Origin of the sequence: Ensifer sp. PDNC004 (assembly GCF_016919405.1) — a bacterium.
GTDB lineage: Bacteria > Pseudomonadota > Alphaproteobacteria > Rhizobiales > Rhizobiaceae > Ensifer.
Genome location: NZ_CP070353.1, coordinates 1,815,208 through 1,832,899, shown reverse-complemented (window position 1 = coordinate 1,832,899; position 17,692 = coordinate 1,815,208). Strand labels below are relative to the sequence as shown.

The 17,692-nt window shown below is 63.3% G+C and carries 19 protein-coding genes; 6 read left to right on the top strand and 13 right to left on the bottom strand.

The window, feature by feature from the left end; translation table 11 throughout:
- Positions 1 to 130: 130 nt before the first annotated feature.
- The 4 genes from JVX98_RS17180 to JVX98_RS17165 all read left to right on the top strand — a co-directional run bounded on the left by JVX98_RS17180 (position 131) and on the right by JVX98_RS17165 (position 3,197).
- Positions 131 to 766 (top strand): LysE family translocator, encoded by a 636-nt coding sequence (locus tag JVX98_RS17180; protein ID WP_205239275.1) that lies wholly within the window; start codon positions 131 to 133, stop codon positions 764 to 766.
- 229 nt (positions 767 to 995) lie between these two features.
- Positions 996 to 1,442: a cytochrome c gene (locus JVX98_RS17175; protein ID WP_205239274.1), complete on the top strand. Its 447-nt coding sequence runs from the start codon at positions 996 to 998 to the stop codon at positions 1,440 to 1,442.
- Positions 1,443 to 1,548: 106 nt separating this feature from the next.
- Complete coding sequence (locus JVX98_RS17170; RefSeq protein ID WP_205239273.1) at positions 1,549 to 2,463, top strand: cytochrome c; 915 nt, start codon at positions 1,549 to 1,551, stop codon at positions 2,461 to 2,463.
- A gap of 59 nt (positions 2,464 to 2,522) precedes the next feature.
- Positions 2,523 to 3,197 carry a nitroreductase family protein gene (locus JVX98_RS17165; protein ID WP_043610916.1) on the top strand — a complete coding sequence of 225 codons (675 nt, stop codon included), beginning with the start codon at positions 2,523 to 2,525 and terminating at the stop codon, positions 3,195 to 3,197.
- A 52-nt stretch (positions 3,198 to 3,249) separates the two neighbouring features.
- On the opposite strand, the gene JVX98_RS17160 is transcribed toward JVX98_RS17165, so the two are convergent.
- The 8 genes from JVX98_RS17160 to JVX98_RS17125 all read right to left on the bottom strand — a co-directional run bounded on the left by JVX98_RS17160 (position 3,250) and on the right by JVX98_RS17125 (position 12,168).
- Positions 3,250 to 3,837, bottom strand: coding sequence for a DJ-1/PfpI family protein (locus JVX98_RS17160; protein ID WP_205239272.1), 588 nt, complete (start codon positions 3,835 to 3,837; stop codon positions 3,250 to 3,252).
- A 10-nt stretch (positions 3,838 to 3,847) separates the two neighbouring features.
- Positions 3,848 to 4,351 carry a GNAT family N-acetyltransferase gene (locus tag JVX98_RS17155; RefSeq protein WP_043610912.1) on the bottom strand — a complete coding sequence of 168 codons (504 nt, stop codon included), beginning with the start codon at positions 4,349 to 4,351 and terminating at the stop codon, positions 3,848 to 3,850.
- Positions 4,352 to 4,565: 214 nt separating this feature from the next.
- Positions 4,566 to 4,979 (bottom strand): helix-turn-helix domain-containing protein, encoded by a 414-nt coding sequence (locus tag JVX98_RS17150; RefSeq protein WP_043610910.1) that lies wholly within the window; start codon positions 4,977 to 4,979, stop codon positions 4,566 to 4,568.
- Between the two features lie 123 nt (positions 4,980 to 5,102).
- Complete coding sequence (locus JVX98_RS17145; RefSeq protein WP_205239271.1) at positions 5,103 to 5,978, bottom strand: alpha/beta fold hydrolase; 876 nt, start codon at positions 5,976 to 5,978, stop codon at positions 5,103 to 5,105.
- A gap of 235 nt (positions 5,979 to 6,213) precedes the next feature.
- Positions 6,214 to 6,681: a hypothetical protein gene (locus JVX98_RS17140; RefSeq protein WP_205239270.1), complete on the bottom strand. Its 468-nt coding sequence runs from the start codon at positions 6,679 to 6,681 to the stop codon at positions 6,214 to 6,216.
- Positions 6,682 to 6,785: 104 nt separating this feature from the next.
- Positions 6,786 to 9,122, bottom strand: a complete 2,337-nt coding sequence (locus JVX98_RS17135) for a glucose/quinate/shikimate family membrane-bound PQQ-dependent dehydrogenase (protein ID WP_205239467.1) — start codon at positions 9,120 to 9,122, stop codon at positions 6,786 to 6,788.
- Between the two features lie 430 nt (positions 9,123 to 9,552).
- Positions 9,553 to 11,058: a YdiU family protein gene (locus tag JVX98_RS17130; RefSeq protein ID WP_205239269.1), complete on the bottom strand. Its 1,506-nt coding sequence runs from the start codon at positions 11,056 to 11,058 to the stop codon at positions 9,553 to 9,555.
- 153 nt (positions 11,059 to 11,211) lie between these two features.
- Positions 11,212 to 12,168, bottom strand: coding sequence for a homocysteine S-methyltransferase family protein (locus tag JVX98_RS17125; protein ID WP_205239268.1), 957 nt, complete (start codon positions 12,166 to 12,168; stop codon positions 11,212 to 11,214).
- A 238-nt stretch (positions 12,169 to 12,406) separates the two neighbouring features.
- Here JVX98_RS17125 and JVX98_RS17120 point away from each other — a divergent pair, with 238 nt between their 5' ends.
- On the top strand, positions 12,407 to 13,021 hold the full coding sequence (locus JVX98_RS17120; RefSeq protein WP_192447490.1) for a TetR/AcrR family transcriptional regulator: 615 nt from the start codon (positions 12,407 to 12,409) through the stop codon (positions 13,019 to 13,021).
- A 59-nt stretch (positions 13,022 to 13,080) separates the two neighbouring features.
- Here JVX98_RS17120 and JVX98_RS17115 read toward each other — a convergent pair whose 3' ends face one another.
- The 5 genes from JVX98_RS17115 to gstA form a co-directional block, all read right to left on the bottom strand.
- Positions 13,081 to 13,599, bottom strand: coding sequence for a DUF1697 domain-containing protein (locus JVX98_RS17115; RefSeq protein ID WP_205239267.1), 519 nt, complete (start codon positions 13,597 to 13,599; stop codon positions 13,081 to 13,083).
- Positions 13,600 to 13,668: 69 nt separating this feature from the next.
- Positions 13,669 to 15,777, bottom strand: coding sequence for a S9 family peptidase (locus tag JVX98_RS17110; protein WP_205239266.1), 2,109 nt, complete (start codon positions 15,775 to 15,777; stop codon positions 13,669 to 13,671).
- Between the two features lie 147 nt (positions 15,778 to 15,924).
- Complete coding sequence (locus JVX98_RS17105; RefSeq protein WP_192447487.1) at positions 15,925 to 16,137, bottom strand: 4-oxalocrotonate tautomerase family protein; 213 nt, start codon at positions 16,135 to 16,137, stop codon at positions 15,925 to 15,927.
- A gap of 9 nt (positions 16,138 to 16,146) precedes the next feature.
- Complete coding sequence (locus JVX98_RS17100) at positions 16,147 to 16,542, bottom strand: nuclear transport factor 2 family protein (protein ID WP_192447486.1); 396 nt, start codon at positions 16,540 to 16,542, stop codon at positions 16,147 to 16,149.
- Positions 16,539 to 17,153, bottom strand: coding sequence for a glutathione transferase GstA (gstA, locus tag JVX98_RS17095; protein WP_205239265.1), 615 nt, complete (start codon positions 17,151 to 17,153; stop codon positions 16,539 to 16,541). The genes JVX98_RS17100 and gstA overlap by 4 nt, the downstream gene beginning before the upstream one ends.
- Positions 17,154 to 17,289: 136 nt before the next feature.
- Between gstA and JVX98_RS17090 the strand changes: the two genes are divergently transcribed.
- Entirely contained in the window at positions 17,290 to 17,691 is a 402-nt protein-coding gene (locus JVX98_RS17090; protein ID WP_192447484.1) for a helix-turn-helix domain-containing protein, read from the top strand.
- Position 17,692 lies beyond the last annotated feature (1 nt).

Genomic DNA, 17,692 nt, shown 5'->3' with positions numbered 1-17,692 from the left:
AGAAAATCTCCCCCGTCGTCAACGCTCCTGACACACCCTTGTCAGTTGCCGGGATCTATACCATCAGCCAACGGATTGAAAAAACAGCAATTCGATTGAGAAATGAAAACCCGGACGACGGACAACTGACATGACCTACACGGAAAATCTCTGGCTCTTCTTCACCCTCTTGTTCGGCATCATCATCGTGCCGGGCATGGACATGGTCTTCGTCCTGGCGAACTCGCTAACGGGTGGGCGGGCCTCCGGCCTGTCTGCGACCGCCGGCATCATGGCGGGCGGCGTGCTGCATACGCTTTATGCAGCACTCGGCGTCAGCGTTATCCTGCATCTGGTGCCCGGCCTCTTCAACGTGCTGCTCGTCGCCGGTGCCGCCTACATCGCCTGGATCGGTTTTTCCCTGGTCAAAAGCTCGATCACCATCGGTGGCATCGAAGGCTCGGGCAAGCTCTCGCGCTGGGCAAGCTTTCGCCAGGGCGCGCTGACGAGCCTGATGAACCCCAAGGCCTATCTCTTCATGCTGGCGGTCTATCCGCAGTTCCTCAAGCCGCAGTTCGGGCCGATCTGGTCGCAGGCCCTGATCATGGCGGCGATGATCGCTGCGACGCAGCTCGCCGTCTATGGCGGTCTTGCCCTTGCTGCAGGCCGCGGCCGGGACTTTCTGGTCGGCAGCCCCGAGACGACCGTGTGGATCGGCCGGGCCGCCGGGGCCGTGCTCGTTCTGGTCGCCGCCTTCACCGTGTGGCAGGGTTGGTCGGCGCGGTGATGCCGCCCCGGTTTCTGCAAGTATAAACATGAATATTAAAGTCATGTTATTGACAGGCTCGTGGAGATCCCCGAATTGCGCCGATCGACGGAAATTCCTTTGTCCTAACAAGAGCATCAAATAAATGTTACTTCCGTCGAATACTCAAAATGACATCATGCCGGCGCATTGGGCATGAAGGCCAGGCAGGCAGATTCGCCGATTAGATTTCATTGACCGGGAGATCCTGATGAAAATACGCGCACTCATGTTGGCTGCCGCACTCGCGGGCCTGGGTGTTACTGCCGTGACCGCAGCCGACGAGCCGCAGGTGGCTCGCCAGCAGGCGATGAAGAAGGTGGGTGCCGCGACCGGCGCGCTTGCCGGCATCGCCAAGGGCGAAAAGCCCTATGACGCCGAGGTGGTCAAAGCGTCGCTGACGACGATCAGCGAAACGATGAAGACCTTCCCGGACCATTTCCCGGCCGGCTCGGAAACGGGCCATGAGAGCGAGGCAAGCCCGAAGATCTGGGAAAACATGGATGACTTCAAGGCCAAGGCCGCCAAGCTCGGCACGGATGCCGGAGCGGTGCTGGCACAGCTCCCGGCCGACCAGGCAGCCGTTGGCGCGGCCCTCGGCGGCATCGGCAAGGACTGCGGCAGCTGTCATGAGAGCTACCGCCTGAAGAAGAATTGATAGGCGATAACGTCCTATCCGGCTGAATGAGGAGGCACGCGACGTCCCGCCGCGTGCCTCCATTCGTATTGAGCACGCTGTTTTCGGCAGGGCATGAGGGGAGACTATGGGTCGTCGGGCGAGAAAGCTGGTTTCGGGTCTTGTTGTGCTGGGCGTCGTCGGCGGTGCCGCCTTCTGGTGGCTGACGAAGCCGGCACCCTGGAGCGCCTCCCATTGGGAGGGCCTGGGTGAGCCGGATCTTGCCAATGGCGAACAGGTCTTCTGGGCCGGCGGCTGCGTCAGCTGTCATGCCGGCAAGGGTGCGGAAGGCGACGCACGCCTGGTGCTTTCCGGTGGCGCACCGCTGAAGAGCCCGTTCGGCACCTTCCACGCGCCGAACATCTCGTCGGACGAAACCGCCGGCATCGGCGCATGGACGCTCGCGGAGTTCGGCAACGCGATGACCCGTGGGGTGGGGCGCAACGGCGAGCATCTCTATCCGTCGTTTCCCTATGGTTCCTATGCGCGCATGACGGCAAAGGACGTCAACGACCTCTGGGGCTTCATGAAGACGCTGCCGAAGAGCACGGAGGTTGCGCCGCCGCACGAACTGCCGTTCCCCTACAACATGCGGATCGCGTTGGGTGGCTGGAAGTTGCTGTTCCTCACCGACAAGCCACGCGCCGCGGTGGACGCGAACGACCCGAAGCTTGCCCGTGGGCAATACCTCGTCGAGGGGCCCGGCCATTGCGGCGAATGCCACACGCCGAGGAATGCGCTCGGCGGCTTCGAGCCGGACCAGTGGCTCGCCGGCGCGCCGAACCCGGAAGGCGAGGGCCGTATCCCCGATATCACGCCCGGCTCCAAGAGCATCGGCAGCTGGAGCGCCTCGGATATCGCCTCCTATCTGGAGACGGGCTTCACGCCGGAGTTCGATTCCGTCGGCGGCTCCATGGTGGAAGTGCAGAAGAACATGGCGAAACTGACGCCGGCCGATCGCGAGGCGATCGCCGCCTATCTGAAGGCGGTACCGTCGCTCTAAGGCCTTGATCTGAGAGGCAAGGCGCGCTCAACTCCGCTTCGCAACGAGGAGGAGACTGAATGCGCCCACACGAAACCGCGCCCTACGACCAGTGGATCGAACGCAGCCCCGAGGAGATGGTGGCGCGCGCCGCGGACTTCTATGAGGAGGTCAACCGCCGCCGGACCACGCGCTATTTCAGCGATCGCCCGGTGCCGCGCGAGGTCATCGAAACCTGTCTGAAGGCGGCCGGCACGGCACCGAGCGGTGCCAACCATCAGCCCTGGCATTTCACCGTCATCGAGAGCGCCCGGATCAAGGCCGAGGTGCGCCACGCGGCGGAAGAGGAGGAGCGCATCTTCTATCGGGACAAGGCCCCGCAGGAGTGGCTCGATGCGCTGGCGCCGCTCGGCACCGACGAAGATAAACCCTTCCTAGAGACCGCTCCCTACCTGATCGTCGTCTTCTCGCAGAAGCGCGGCGGCCCCAATCCGGGGGATCTGAAAAAGAACTACTACATCAACGAAAGCGTCGGTATCGCCACCGGCATCCTGATCACGGCGCTGCATCACGCGGGCGTTGCGACACTCACCCATACGCCGGCGCCGATGAACTTCCTCAACGAGATCTGCGGCCGGCCGGACAGTGAAAAACCGTTCCTGATCCTGGTGGTCGGCTATCCCGCCCCGGATGCGACCGTGCCGGTCGCCGGCAAGGTGAAGAAGCCGCTCGATCAGATCTCCAACTGGCTCTAGGCAGTTTTCAAACAAAAGAGAGGCCGCTTTCCGCCCCGAAACGGAAAGCGGTTTACCCGATGCTGCCGCTGTCGTCCGGCCCATGCTCCCGCCCGTAAAGTGCGAGAAAGCCGTCGAGCTCGGGTGAGCCGAGGCCAAGGCCATGCAGGATCTCACCGGTAAAGCTGATCGGCGCCGTGCCGGCGGCGGTGACGACATGGCCGCTACGCATCGCCTGCGACTGATCGCGATAGTGCGAAGCACCATGATAGCCGGTCAGCGCCGCAAGGCTTTCAGCGCTGTTGCCGGTGTGGTCGACGCGGTCGAGAAGACCGCATGTCGCAAGGGCATGGACGCCGCCGCAAATGGCTGCGACCACACGCTTGTTGCGATCGAAGGCGCGGATCGTCGAGGAGAGATCGGGCGCCTCGTTCGTGTCCCAGATGGCGCCGCCACAGATCACCAGCCCATCGAAGCCGGCCGGATCGAGGGCATCGACCGAGAGATGCGCTGAAACGTCGAGGCCACCCATCGAGGTGACGCGCGCGCCGTCGACGGTGGCAACCTCGATATCGACGCCGAGATGGGTGCGCGCCGCCGCCATCAACAGCGCGCATTCCCAATCGGCGAAGCCTTCGCACAGGACGATTGCAAGACGCATCGGCAGCTCCTCAGCCAAGCTTCTGCATATAGCGCATGCCGGTCACCGGGCGAGGGACGAAGCGTTCGGATTCGTAGAAATGGTGTGCCTGGAAGTTACCCGTGGCGGCGCTGACCGAAAGGAAGTCGCAGCCGGCCATCTTCGCCTGCTCGCGCGCCTTGGCAACCAGGTGGCGGCCGATGCCGGTGCCGCGGTTTTCCGGGCGAACGAAGAGGTGATGCAGCTCCATGCCGCGCGCGCCTTCGGCTGCCCGGTAGATCGGCACCAGGATCGCGTAGCCGATCAGCCGGTTGCCGGCCTCGGCGACGAGCGCCGTGATCCAGGGCATGCGACCGAAGAGATCGCGCTCAAGCTGTTCCGGCGTGATCGGGGCGGCGTCGCCGTGATGGGCGGAAAGCTCCGCGATCATGTCGCGCAGTTCCGGCAGGTCGCGCTGCTTGGCTGAGCGGATCGTCACCATCGGCGGGCGTGTCGCCGGGGTCGCATGAAGGGTAGGGATGGCGGTCTGTAGCATGTCTCGGCTCCTCGGGTTTTCTCGCCATCAGGAGCCGGAAAAACAAAAGCCGCCTGATGGCGGCCTTGTTGAATATGATCAGCAGGCCGCTCCTATCGGAACAGCCAAAAATACACGCGGCAAATGGGTGCGTTCTTGATCATGGGCGCTAGATTGTTTGTTTTCGCACTTTTGTCAACGGGGATTTTTCAAGGCGACTAATTAAGCTGCCGCCTCAGTGTTCGCTCTCGCACATGGAATGGTCGGCGAGCGCCCGGATCACGTAGCAGTCGCCGACGGTATGGTTGCCGTCGCAGGCGACGATGCGTTCCAGTTCCTGCTCCAGCTTCTTCAGCCGCGCGATCTTCTCGCGGACCGTCGTGAGGTGCTCGCTGGCGATGCGGTCGGCCTCGCCACAAGGGCGCTCCGGATGCTGGCTGAGGGCGAGCAGATCCTTGATCGAATCGATCGACAGGCCGAGGTCGCGCGCATGTCGGATGAAGGCCAGCCGCTCAAGCTCGCTTTTCTCGTAGCGCCGCTGGTTGCCTTCGGAACGCTCCGGTGCCGCGATCAGCCCCATCTGCTCGTAATAGCGGATCGTCGGGATTTTGACGCCGGTGCGCCGGGAGAGATCGCCGATGGAATACATGTTCGCCTCAAACCTATAGCTTCTGGAGCATTAGATAGTTGAGCCTAACCCTGTGTCAATGGCAAGAAGGAGGAGGGGCCGGTCCCGGCCCCTCCGAATGCTGGACACTGCGAGCCGGTTTGACTAGTCGCGGTGGTTCTCGAGGAACGAGAGCAGGGCTTCGTCGAAGAGATCGCTTTCTTCCAGCTGCGGCGTATGCCCGCTCTCCTCGAAGAGCCGCACCGTCAGGTCTCTGAAGTCCGCCCGATATTCATCCCAGCTGAAGGCAGGAGCGACGAGATAGTCCGAGCGGCCGAGCGCAAGCAGCACCGGCGCCGCCAGCCTGTTCAGACCCTTTCGGATATCGATGTCGCGAAAGACCTCGCCCCAGAGATGGTCGAACACCGCATGGTTGACCGTGACATCGCGCCAAAGCGGCGCTGCGTCGAAGTCCGGCTGATGCCAGCTTTTCGCGCCGAGCCGGATCAGCAGGGCTTTGAAACGCGCCTCAGGCCGTGCGGCGATGTCGTCGCCAAGCTTGGCCATCTCCCGTTCGAAGATCGCCTTTCGCGCAGGCGACACGGTTTCTTCCCAGATCCGATCGGCGAGCGCCATGTGGCGGGCCGAATGGCTCGGGCCGGTGCCGACCATGATCACGTGGCTGACCCTCTCCGGATGCCGCTTGGCATATTCAAGCGCCATGCAGCCATGGCCGGAATGGCCGAGAATGGGGAAGCGTTCGAGACCCAGATGCGCCCGCATCCGCTCGATGTCGTCGAGCACCGTCTCGAAACCGATGTCGACAGCGGCATAGTCGGTCCGCGCCGGCGCGAAGCCGCGATGGTCGATGAAGACCAGCTGCAACCTCTCGCGAAGCGCTTGGGAGAAGGTGCGCGGGTAGTAGGTGGCGCTGCCGACGACGAGCAGCGGCATGCCGCTGCCTTCGATCCGATAGCTGAGGTCGAAGGGGCCGGCGCGAAGGCTACCGGCTTCGGAAACAAATCCGTCTTTGGTGGTCATGAGGATGATCCTAGCGATGGCCGGTGAACGGTCATATCCATGTCAGGCGTTCAGGCGGCCGGAAAAGCCATGCCAAAAACCGCCGAAAGGCGGCCGTGGCGTCGGTCGTTTTCTGCCGGTGAACGTCGCTAACGGATCAGGCGCATGGATCTCGGTCCTCTCTGGAGGATCGCTGGATATCATCGATTGTCCGAACGAGACAAGCCGATCGGCACAAGTGGCCCAAGCGGCCCAGTCAGAGGATGTCGCCGCCGCCATTGGCGATATCGGCGTTCGCCGTGTCGCGCTGCTGCTCGACACCCATTGCGCGCTCGATGGCCTTGCGGATCTCTTCTTCGGCGGCTTGCCGCTGCTCAGGCGGCATCTCCTTGAGATCACCTTCGGTCAGGCCCATTGCCTTGAGAACCTGTTCGCGGATTCTCTCGACGAGGCTCTTCTTCGCTTCGTTCAGAAACTCGTCGCCGACCGAACCGTCCGGAGCCGCAGGGCCTTCCTTGGCGGAAATCGAAGCCGTGCTCTCGCCGTCCCGGGTCGCCGTCATCCACAGCGCGTTGGAAAGCGCGTTCGATGTCGAAGGCGGCGCGATCGTTGGGGCCTGGCGTGGGCGCGCATCACTGCCGCTCTCTTCGATCGGCGTGATGGTGCCCCCCTGCTGGCGGCGCTGGGAGAAGTAGTAGCTCGAGATGCTGTTGTCGATCTTCATGGGAATCCCCCGGAATCTGTCGTCCGGGGGAAGCTGCTGTCGCGGGCTTGCGCGGAGCTTGCTTTTGCAACCATCTAGCGAGAATTAGGGATATCTCGCGCGCCTCACGGCAGGGTGTAGGCGATGATGTAGTCACCCGGCCTGGTGCCGACCGAGCCGTGGCCGCCGGCGACGATCAGCACATACTGCTTGTCGCCGACCGCATAGCTCATCGGTGTCGATTGGCCGCCGGCGGGTAAGCGCGCTTCCCAGAGCTGGCGCCCGGTCGTCAGGTCATAGGCGCGCAGGTAATCGTCGACCGCGGCACCCAGGAAGGCGACGCCACCCTTGGTGATCATCGGCCCGCCGATGCCGGGAACGCCCACCTTGAACGGGAACGGCAGCGGCGTCATGTCCTCGACCGTACCGTTCTTGTGCTTGTAGGCGATCTTGCCGGTCCTGAGATCGGCGCCAGCGACGTAACCCCATGGCGGCGCCTGGCAGGGAATGCCGAGCGGCCCGAGGAACGGCCCCATGAACACGCCGTAAGGCGCGCCGTCGTTGCGGTTGAGGCCCTGTTCCGAGCCCTTTTCGTCCTGGCCCTTCGGCGGCACCTGGTCGCGGGGCACGAGCCGTGAGGTGAATGCGAGGTAGGTCGGCATGCCGAACATCACCTGCCGTTCCGGATCGATCGCCACGGAGCCCCAGTTGAAGGTGCCGAAGTTGCCGGGATAGACGAGCGTGCCCTCGATCGACGGCGGCGTGTAGCGGCCCTCGTATTTCAGCGACCGGAACGCGATACGGCAGGCAAGCTGGTCGAACAGCGTGACGCCCCACATGTCCTTTTCCTGCAGCGGCGCCGGCATGAAGGTGAGGCCGGAGACCGGCTGGGTCGGGGCGGTGAAGTCCTCCGGGATCGCGCCGCCCGGCGCCTGCACCTCTTCGACCGGGATGATCGGCTCGCCGCTCCTGCGGTCGAGCACGTAGATGTCGCCCTGTTTCGTCGGGCCCACCAGCGCCGGCACGACGGTGCCGTCTTCCTTGGTGATGTCGAGCAGCGCCGGCTGGGCCGGCACGTCCATGTCCCAGAGATCGTGATGCACGGTCTGGCGCACCCAGCGCACCGCGCCGGAGTTGATGTCGAGCGCGACGATCGAGGACGAGTACTTTTCGACGTGCTCGCTGCGGCCCATGCCGAGCTGGTCGGGCACCTGGTTGCCCATGGGAGCGTAGACGAGGCCGAGGCCCTCGTCATAGCTCATCACCGACCAGCTGTTCGGCGAGTTCGTCGTGTAGGTTTGCCCCTCTGGAAGCGGTGTCGTCACGTCAGGATTGCCGCTGTCCCAGTTCCAGATCAGTGCACCCGTGTTGATGTCGAAAGCGCGGATGACGCCGGACTGTTCCTGGGTGGAATAGTTGTCGTTGACCGCACCGCCGATGATGAGCTTGCCGCCGACGGCAACCGGCGGCGACGTTGAATAATAGTAGCCGGCCGGATTGTATTTCATGCCCGTTTCGAGATGCAGCACGCCGTTGTCGGCAAAGCTGGTGCAGACCGAGCCCGTCGCGGCATCGAGCGCAATCAGGCGCGCATCCGAAGTTGGGAGATACACGCGTTCGGCGCAGGGGCTGCCCGGGGCTGCAGCCGGGTCGGCCCAATAGGTAACGCCCCGGCAGGTCTGGTGCTGGCGGTCCGGGTTCATGCCGGAATTGCTGTCATATTTCCACTTCTCTTCACCGGTCGCCGCATCGAGCGCGATCGCCCAGTTGTGCGGCGTACAGGCATAGAGCGTGTCTTTGATCTTGAGCGGCGTTACCTGATAGGTGGTTTCGCCCACGTCGTCGGGGCGTTTGACGTCGCCGGTCTGGTACTGCCAGGCGACCCTCAGCCCCGCGACATTGTCAGGCGTGATCTGATCGAGCGGCGAATAGCGCTGACCGTAGGCGGTGCGCCCGTACTGGTGCCATTCGTCTGGCGGTACCGAGCCGCCGAGCGGCGGATTTTCCGCGACGACATCGCTTGGCAGATCGCCGCGGATGTCATGCGGGTCCTGCATGATCGCGTATCCGGCGACACCGACCGACACCAGCACCGCAAAGGCCAACGGCCAGGCGCTCACGGCATAACGCTCGCCTGTCGGGCTCTCGAAGCCGAGCGGCCGGCGCACGGCAGGCAAGAGCAGCCAGAGCCCCAGAAGCACGAGGACGCCGCCGCGCGGGCCGAGCTGCCACCAGTCGAACCCTACTTCCGAAATCGCCCAGCCGAGCGAACCGAGGATCATGAACGCATAGAGCCAGATCGCCGCCGATCTCCGCGTGAACAGCAGCACCGCCGTCAGCAGGAAGCCGATGCCGATTGCGAGGTAGTAGGGGCTGCCGCCAAGCATGAGCAACTTGGCGCCGCCGCCGCCAATCGCGAGGCCGATGAGAGCAAAGACGATGGCCGTCAGTACGAGCATGATGGAACTCCCGCATCGAAGAACGGTGCCATGGCACCTTTCCATTGCGGCGGTCCTCGCCGGACCGCGTGAGACAGGTGGGTTTCGAGGCGGCGGTCGCGCGCATGTCGCGGCCGCCCGGTCAGGCAAGGCGCTGAGCGCCTGTCCTTCTAGCACCTAACGCGGCACCTCTGCCTTTCAATAGCCACATTCCGCAACGCGGAAATTTTCGCAGGCCCGCAATAAGCTTGCGCTCAAGCGAGGGACGGCCGAGCGTGAGCCACGCGCGTTGAACCGCTGCGGATAGCGCGTCCGAAAGCGATCAGCCGAAGGTCACTGCGTAAAAACAGTGGCATAGAGCGATTGGGTGAATCTGTCTGGCAGCGGATGCCCAGGGACTGTGGGAGCACAGGCATGGCGTGCCGCATTCCCTTATGGCGCCCCCGCATGGCGCCTATGTGCCGCAGAAGGTGCGCTGGACTTCCTCTTGCGGGCTCGGCGGAGCCTGGTAGCGGGCAAACTGCGGCTGGTCGGCATAGGGATTGGCGGTTACTTCGACCAGGGCCTCGAAGAGCGAGAAGTCCGCATCCTCGGTCGCGGCAGTGATCGCCTCTTCGATCCGGTGGTTGCGCGGAATATAGGCCGGGTTGACCGCCTTCATGGCGGTCGCGCGTTCATCCGGCGTCGCCTGCTCGCGGCTGAGACGCTGACGCCAGTCCTGCAGCCACGGGCCTATTGCCTCGGCCGAGGCAAAGGTCGAGGCGAGCACGGCGTCGGCGGCCGGGTCGCGGGCGCTGTCGCATAGCCGCCGGAAGGTGAGGGTGAAATCCGCCTCTCCCTGATGCATGGCCGTCAGCAGCGCCTGCAACAGGTCGAGGTCTCCCTCTTCGCTCATGGCCAATCCGATCTTGCGCCGCATGCCGTCCAGCCAGTGGCGCTGGAAGATCGCGCCGTATTCGCCGAGCGCATCGTTGGCCAGTTCCACCGCCGTATCCTGGTTGTCGTCGAACAGCGGCACCAGCGTTTCGGCCAGGCGCGCCAGGTTCCATTGCCCGATCGCCGGCTGGCTCGCATAGGCGTAGCGACCGACCTGGTCGATCGAGGAAAACACCTTCTTCGGATCGTAGGCGTCGAGGAAGGCGCAGGGGCCGAAGTCGATCGTCTCGCCCGAGATCGTCATGTTGTCCGTGTTCATCACGCCATGGATGAAGCCGACATGCAGCCAGCGTGCGATCAGCTCCGCCTGGCGCGCGGTCACCGCCTTGTAGAAGGCGAGATAGGGCCGTTCAGCGTCCGTGACCTCGGGGTAGTGGCGATCGATCGCGTAGTCGGCAAGCACCTTCACCGATTCCATGTCTCCGCGCGCTGCGAAGAACTGGAAGGTGCCGACGCGCATATGGCTTGTCGCAATCCGCGTGACGATTGCGCCGGGCAGGATCCGCTCGCGGTAGACCGGCTGTCCGGTGACGACGGCGGCAAGCGCCCGTGTCGTCGGAATGCCGAGCGCGTACATTGCCTCGCTGACGATATACTCGCGCAACACGGGGCCGAGCGCTGCGCGCCCGTCGCCGCGCCGTGAAAAGGGCGTCTGGCCTGGTCCTTTGAGCTGGATGTCGCGCCGCTTTCTGTTGCGGTCGATCACCTCGCCAAGAAGGATCGCGCGGCCGTCGCCGAGCTGCGGCACGAAGGTACCGAACTGATGGCCGGCATAGGCCATGGCAATCGGATCGGCACCGGCGGGAAGGCGGTTGCCTGAAAAGATCTCGGCGCCCTCGCGCTCGAGCGTCGCCACGTCCAGCCCGAGCTCCTCGGCCAACGGCTTGTTGAGCTTGATCAGCCAGGGCTCTGCGACGGGTGTCGGCGCAACACGCGCGAAGAACTGCTGTGGCAGGCGCGCGTAGCTGTTGTCGAAGGCAAGGGCTTCGGCATTTCCGGTCGGCGAGGGAGGAGCGTAATTCATGACGATGCAGTCAACGGCTCTTGCCGGGATGTCCGGCTGCCGTCCTTTCCGCCCAAGTCTACACGAGCGATGTGGCTTTCGCGAGGGTGGCGACGAGAAGGCGCCCTCCCGCAATTGCTTGCGAGAGGGCCGGGGAGGGCGAGGCCCCGCGCCTCAGGCGCTGAGCGCCGTCGGTGGAAGGCAGGCCTCGCAGATTGCCGCGATGTGGCGATGGTCGGTGCCGCAGCAACCGCCAAGGATGCGCAGTCGTGGCAAATGGGTCGTCAGTGTCCGATAACGCTGGCCGAGGTCGAGGGGATCCCCGGCATCCAGGGTTTCGCTGTTGTCGAGCTCGGCATGGCTCATCCTGGAGGCGTTGGCGCGGATACCGGCAATGCGCTGCGCCCAGGCGCTCCCCGTATCAAGGCTGGTCTCGAAATGATCGGGATGGGCGCAATTGACCATGTAGTAGTGCGGATAGCCGCCGGTCTCCGCATCCACCGTTTCGATCGCGGCCTGAAGGGTACGGCCGTCTGGGAGCCGGCCGTTGGTTTCCACGGTGAAGGCGATCGAGCAGGGCATGCCGTGGCTTTGGGCCGCCCGGGCAATGCCGGTCGCCTCGTCGATGCTGGTCAGCGTATAGGCGCCGACGATATCGGCGTCGCTGGCGGCAAAGGCCGAGATCTGTGGTCCGTGATAATCCTCGGCCTCGTCCGCGCTCATGCGGCCCAGGCGATAGCCGTCTCCGCGCGGCCCGATGGCGCCGCTCAGCACGATCGGTGCTTGCGGACGCTCGTACTCGGTGCGCAGTTCCGCCAACATGTAGATGGCGTTCTGGTTGACCTCGGCGAGGGCCGAGGCGTCATAGCCGAGCGTCATGCCCCAGTCGGCGCTGGCGCGCCAGGTGGGCGTGTCGAGCACGAAGCCGGTGCCGTGCTGGTGGGCGATCGCGAGGTATCGCTTGTAGTAGTCGAGCAAGCGTCGCCGCCCGTCCGCCGTCGAAATGAGCACGAAGGCGGCGAAATGCGGGAGGGAGATGCCCTCATGGAAGATCAGCGTCGTTTCGATGCCGCCGTCACTCAGGAACAGTCCACCCTTCAAGAGCGGCAGGCTGCGTCTGTATTTGGCCATATCGGTCTCCACCGGTTCAGTCTTGGCTGAAGGGCCCGCGGATGCCTCCAACACCGCAGAGCGAAGTAAATTTCTGCCTTATGATCATCTTCTAAACTAGACGACTTGCGGTATACTATTGCTAATATACTAAATTACTGTAGTAAAATCAGTGACTTACTGTTCTGTTGCCGTCGCTGCGCTAGGGGCTGGCCGCCGAGTAATTGCTGGAAACCGTACCAATGGTAGGGAGCAGCTAATGCGAAAGGGTGAGGAAACGCGCGCCAGAATCCTCGACGTTGCCGAGGCGGCGGTGCTTGCCAAGGGTTTCGGTGCGACGTCGATCGACGAACTGATCGCCGAAACCGGCATCACCAAGAGCGGGTTCTTCTATCATTTCCGCGACAAGAACGAGCTCGCGCGGGCTCTGCTCGAGCGCTACATCGAGAACGACGAGCGCATCTACGACGAGATATTCGGCCGCGCCCATCAACTGTCCGACGACCCGCTGCAGGCGTTTCTCCTGGGACTGAAGATGCTGTCGGAAATTCTCGCCGATCTGCCGAACGGCCATCCCGGCTGCCTGGTCGCTGTCATGTGCACGCAGGAGCGCGCCTTTGATCGCGAGATCCAGGAGATCAACCGGCAGGCGGCGCTGATGTGGCGTCGGCGTTTCGGCACGATGTTCGAGGCGATAATGCAAGTCTACCGACCACGCGAGCCGCTCGACGTCGACCAGCTTGCCGACATGGTCTCTACCGTGCTCGAAGGCGGCATCATCCTGTCGAAGGCGCTGAAGCAGCCTGAAACCCTACCGCAGCAACTGCTCGTGCTGCGGTCCTTCGTCCGGTTGTTGTTCCAGCCGACGGCGTGAGCAATTCCAGCAAAAGTGTGAAGCGGTCTTCCGTTCGGAACGGCGCCTTTTGAGGAGCGTCAGCCTTCCATCTCAAGCGCCATCGCAGCAAGCTTGCGCACCGTGTTGAGGTTGCGCGCCGTGCCGGACTTGGCCGCCGGCAGCTTGAACTTCGACCGGCCGGAGCCGTTCGGGAAGTGGATATAGATCTCAGTTCCGGCAACCTGGGTTTCTTCGCCATCGGGCGCCACGAGCTTGTCGAGCGCGTCTGATGGTTCCGGCTCGCGCAGGAAAACGACAAGCAGCAGATTGGGCTTGGCGTTCGGGAAGGGTGCCTGATCGGCGATCGCCTGCAATTGCGCGCCGCTCCTGATCATTACGCCCGGCGCCTTACCGAGCTTTTCCTGAAGGGCGCTGTCCAGCATTGCGGCTGCTTCTGCCGCCGGCAGATCGGAGCGGAACAGCACGTTGCCGCTCTGAATGTAGGTCTTGACGTCGGTAAAGCCGAGCCCCTCGCAGATCGCCTTGAGGTCGGCCATTGGAAGTGATCCCGTACCGCCGACATTGACGGCACGCAGCAGGGCGACGTGGACGGACATGGCGGGACCTCCGGGATCAGGTAAGAAAGGGACGAGGAAACCGCAAACAGGTTCCTCATCCCGATCCGTTTACATCTTGCCGGCGACCTTGATGGCAAAGGCGTATTCGAAGGCGATTTCCTCGAGCCGCTGGAAGCGGCCCGACGCGCCGCCATGGCCGGCGTCCATGTTCGTCTTCAACAGGATCGGCGCACTGCCGGTCGTCTTCTCGCGCAGTCGCGCGACCCACTTGGCCGGTTCCCAATAGGTGACGCGCGGATCGGTGAGGCCACCGAGTGCCAGGATCGCCGGGTAGGACTTCGCCTCGACATTGTCGTAGGGCGAGTAGCCGGTGATGATGTCGTAGAACTCCCGGCTCTCGATCGGGTTGCCCCATTCCGGCCATTCCGGCGGGGTCAGCGGAAGGGTGTCGTCGAGCATGGTGTTGAGCACGTCGACGAAGGGGACGGCCGCGATAACGCCGGTGAACTTCTCAGGCGCCATGTTGGCGATCGCGCCCATCAGCATGCCGCCGGCCGAGCCGCCTTCTGCGACGATCTTCGCGTAGGACGTGAACTTCTGTTGATTCAGATAGTCAGCGGCAGCGATGAAATCCTTGAAGGTATTGGTCTTCTTGGCCATCTTGCCGTCTTCGTACCAGGCAAAGCCGCGATCCTTGCCGCCGCGGATATGGGCGATTGCATAGACGAAGCCGCGATCGGCAAGCGACAGGCAATTGGTGTTGAAGCCGGCCGGAATGGTGATGCCATAGGCGCCATAGCCATAGAGCAGGCAGGGCGCCGAACCGTCGAGCGGCGTGTCCTTGCGGTAAAGCAGCGTCACCGGCACTTCGGTGCCGTCCCACGAGGGCGCGAAGACGCGGCGGGTGACATAGTCGTCCGGGTTGTGGCCCGAAGGCACTTCCTGGGTCTTCAAGAGCGTGCGGGCGCGCGTCGCCATGTTGTAGTCGAAGAGCTGCGACGGCGTGGTCATCGAGGAATAGGAGAAGCGGATGACGTCGGTGTCGTATTCGGCAGCGCCCGAAAGACCGAGCGAATAGGCTTCTTCCGCAAAGGCGATCGCATGTTCCTCGCCGGTCTTGCGGTCGCGGATGACGATCTCCGGCAGGCCTTCGCGGCGCTGCAGCCAGACGAGATGGCGGGCATAGGCCATGTGGCTGAGGACCAGCGTGCCCGGCTTGTGCGGCACCACCTCGCGCCAGTTCTCCTTGCCGGGTGCTGTAACCGGCGCTTCGACGATCTTGAAGTCCTTGGCGCCATCGGCATTGGTGAGGATGTAGAAGACGTCGCCGCCTTCGGTCATCGAGTATTCGAGGCCGGTGACGCGCTCGGCGACGAGCTTCGGCTCAGCCAGAAGATCCTTGGTCGAGAGCAGCCGGTACTCGCTGGTCTCGTGATCGTGGATGTCGATGTAGATGAAGTCGTCGAGCAGGGAGCCGCCGACCGACATGAAGAAGCCGGGATCGGTTTCCTCGAAAACCAGCCGGTCGTCGGCCTGGTTCGTGCCGAGGATATGGTGGAAGATCTTCGACGGGCGGTGATTGTCGTCGAGTACCGTGTAGAAGAAGCTCTTGCCATCCGGCGCCCAGGCGCCGCCGCCACCTGTGTTCTCGATCACGTCTGCCAGGTCTTCGCCCGTTGCGAGGTCGCGCACTCGAAGCGTGAAATACTCCGAACCCTTGTCGTCATAGCCCCAGATGCCGAGGCTGTGGTCGGTCGAATGGTCGAGGCCGCCGAGGCGGAAATAGGCCTTGCCTTCCGCTTCCTTGTCGCCGTCGAGCAGCAACTGCCGGATTGCCTCGTCCTGGTGGTCGCCGTCACGGGGAATGCGGAAGTACCGCGGCTGTTCGCCGCCGGTGACATAGGCATGACCATAGGCGAACGGACCGTCCTTGACCGGGATCGAGCTGTCGTCCTCCTTGATGCGGCCGCGCATCTCGGAAAACAGCGTCTTCTGCAGCGCCTTCGTGTCGTCCATCGCCGCGTTCATGTAGGCGTTTTCGGCCTCCAGATGCTTACGGATATCCGGATCGAGGATCGAAGGATCCTTGAACATCGCCTGCCAATTGTCCGCGCGCAGCCAGGCATAGTCGTCGGTGCGGGTAATGCCGTGGCGCGTGTCGCTGACCGGCTTCTTTGCGGCGACGGGAGCTTTGGGGAGGTTGCTGAATACGGACAAGATACGTCTCCGGGATCAATGCGGCGGGAGACAATGAGATAGAGACCCTGTCGAAAGCGATCAAGCGCAATCGAGCTGCGCGCGGATCACCGCGGCATCGGGTGGGCGGCTGCCCCTTCCATCGTGGTGGGTAGGGGCAGCGTGTTGCTACGATTTTTCGCCGACCTTTCGCCGGTACGCATCAACCGGCAGCCCGCCGACACCCCAGTCTTCAAGCGCGACTTCGTCGATGACGACGAATGTGGTGGCGGGATCCTTGTTGAGTACGGTCTGGAGCAGATCGGTGACACCCTTGATCAGGGCTGCTTTCTGCTCGGCGGTTGCACCCTCGCGGGTGATCTTGATGTTCACATAGGGCACATGCTTCTCCTATTGCGCTGATGCGATGTCGTAGTGGAAGACCTTGGCGATGATCTGCCAGCGGCCGTTAAGAAAGACCAGCGACAAAAAGTCGGTGAAGGCCTTCTCGCCGATGGCGCATTGCACCTTGGCAAACGCGGTTACGGGGCCGGCGAACTCGATCGAAAGAATACGGTCGATGCGCGCTTCGCCTCGGCTTTCGGGCGAGGGACGTTTTTCGACGATCGGAAAGTACCTGTCCATGTCGAGTTCGAGCAGGGTTCCGTCCGTCGCGGTGGCATAGAGCGCCTTCGGGTGGAAGACCTGCCTGAGAATGTCGGCGTCGCTGCGATAGAGCCCGTCGAAGTAGCGTTGGAGGACGTCGATGACGGCTGCAAACTGCGGATCCTTCGGTGACGCACTCATGCCGCGACCAGGCCTTCTGCCTGCATTGCGGTGCGCACGGCAGGACGTGCGCCGATCCGCTGCATATAGGCGGCGAGATGCGGCCATTGCGTGAGCGCGATCCCGGTGCCGCCGCTCCAGTTCACGACCGTGAAGAGATAGGCGTCGGCGACGGAGAAGGCCTCCCCGAGCACGTAAAGGCGCCCGTCCGCAAGCAGGCTTTCGACATGGCTGAAGCGTTTCGCCACCTGCAGCGTGGCTGCCTCCTTTGCCTCGTGGGATGCGGTCGGGTTGAACAGCGGCGAGAAGGCCTTGTGCAGTTCCGACGCGATGAAGTTCAACTGTTCCTGCAGGCGGGTGCGCGCCAGCGTGCCGTTTTCGGGCGCAAGCTTGGCCGCCGGAAAGCGATCGGCGATGTACTGAACGACGGCAGCACCTTCGGTAACGACTTCGCCGCTTTCCAGCACCAGCGCCGGCACATAGCCCTTGGGGTTGACCGCCTTGTAATCCGCACCGGTCTCGGTGCGATGCGTCTTGGTATCGACCCGCACGATCTCGAAGTCGGCACCGGCCTCGTGCAGGCTGATATGGGGGGAAAGCGAGCAGGCGCCGGGGGCGTAATAGAGTTTCATGATCTGGTTCCTTCTGAAATGATTGCTCGTTTGTCGAGACGGCGGAACCTAAGCCGAAGCGATAACATTTGTATATCAGATAACCTTATGTTACCTCCCTTTCCGGTTTCCCGGCGGTAACTGGAGAGTTTTGCCCATGAGCTTGAAAATTCGGAAAAATCGGGCTGCGGCCTTGCCGCCGAACTGCCCGGTCGGCGAGTGCATGGTGCTGCTCGGTGGCGCATGGACGCCGAACATCCTTTGGTCCTTGAGCGCCGGGCCGCGCCGTTTCAGCGAACTGAGGATCGACGTGCCCGGCATTTCCGCAAAGGTGTTGAGCACCCGGTTGAAGGAGCTTGAGGAGAAGGGGGCTGTCGAGCGGCGGATCATGCCGACGTCGCCGCCTTCCGTGGAATACAGCCTCAGTGAGCTCGGCGCGGAGTTCATCCCGGCCATTCACGCCATCGTCGAGGTCGGCTATCGGCTGAAGCAGCGGCGAGGCGTCGAGGTCGTGCGCAAGGAAACGGCTGCCGCTGCGGTCCCTGCCACCGGTGGATAAG

Excerpts from the sequence above, each read along its gene's own strand:
- JVX98_RS17180 (WP_205239275.1), top strand. The coding sequence starts at position 131 with ATGACCTACACGGAAAATCTCTGGCTCTTCTTCACCCTCTTGTTCGGC.
- JVX98_RS17175 (WP_205239274.1), top strand. The coding sequence starts at position 996 with ATGAAAATACGCGCACTCATGTTGGCTGCCGCACTCGCGGGCCTGGGT.
- JVX98_RS17170 (WP_205239273.1), top strand. The coding sequence starts at position 1,549 with ATGGGTCGTCGGGCGAGAAAGCTGGTTTCGGGTCTTGTTGTGCTGGGC.
- JVX98_RS17165 (WP_043610916.1), top strand. The coding sequence starts at position 2,523 with ATGCGCCCACACGAAACCGCGCCCTACGACCAGTGGATCGAACGCAGC.
- JVX98_RS17160 (WP_205239272.1), bottom strand. The coding sequence starts at position 3,837 with ATGCGTCTTGCAATCGTCCTGTGCGAAGGCTTCGCCGATTGGGAATGC.
- JVX98_RS17155 (WP_043610912.1), bottom strand. The coding sequence starts at position 4,351 with ATGCTACAGACCGCCATCCCTACCCTTCATGCGACCCCGGCGACACGC.
- JVX98_RS17150 (WP_043610910.1), bottom strand. The coding sequence starts at position 4,979 with ATGTATTCCATCGGCGATCTCTCCCGGCGCACCGGCGTCAAAATCCCG.
- JVX98_RS17145 (WP_205239271.1), bottom strand. The coding sequence starts at position 5,978 with ATGACCACCAAAGACGGATTTGTTTCCGAAGCCGGTAGCCTTCGCGCC.
- JVX98_RS17140 (WP_205239270.1), bottom strand. The coding sequence starts at position 6,681 with ATGAAGATCGACAACAGCATCTCGAGCTACTACTTCTCCCAGCGCCGC.
- JVX98_RS17130 (WP_205239269.1), bottom strand. The coding sequence starts at position 11,058 with ATGAATTACGCTCCTCCCTCGCCGACCGGAAATGCCGAAGCCCTTGCC.
- JVX98_RS17125 (WP_205239268.1), bottom strand. The coding sequence starts at position 12,168 with ATGGCCAAATACAGACGCAGCCTGCCGCTCTTGAAGGGTGGACTGTTC.
- JVX98_RS17120 (WP_192447490.1), top strand. The coding sequence starts at position 12,407 with ATGCGAAAGGGTGAGGAAACGCGCGCCAGAATCCTCGACGTTGCCGAG.
- JVX98_RS17115 (WP_205239267.1), bottom strand. The coding sequence starts at position 13,599 with ATGTCCGTCCACGTCGCCCTGCTGCGTGCCGTCAATGTCGGCGGTACG.
- JVX98_RS17100 (WP_192447486.1), bottom strand. The coding sequence starts at position 16,542 with ATGAGTGCGTCACCGAAGGATCCGCAGTTTGCAGCCGTCATCGACGTC.
- gstA (WP_205239265.1), bottom strand. The coding sequence starts at position 17,153 with ATGAAACTCTATTACGCCCCCGGCGCCTGCTCGCTTTCCCCCCATATC.
- JVX98_RS17090 (WP_192447484.1), top strand. The coding sequence starts at position 17,290 with ATGAGCTTGAAAATTCGGAAAAATCGGGCTGCGGCCTTGCCGCCGAAC.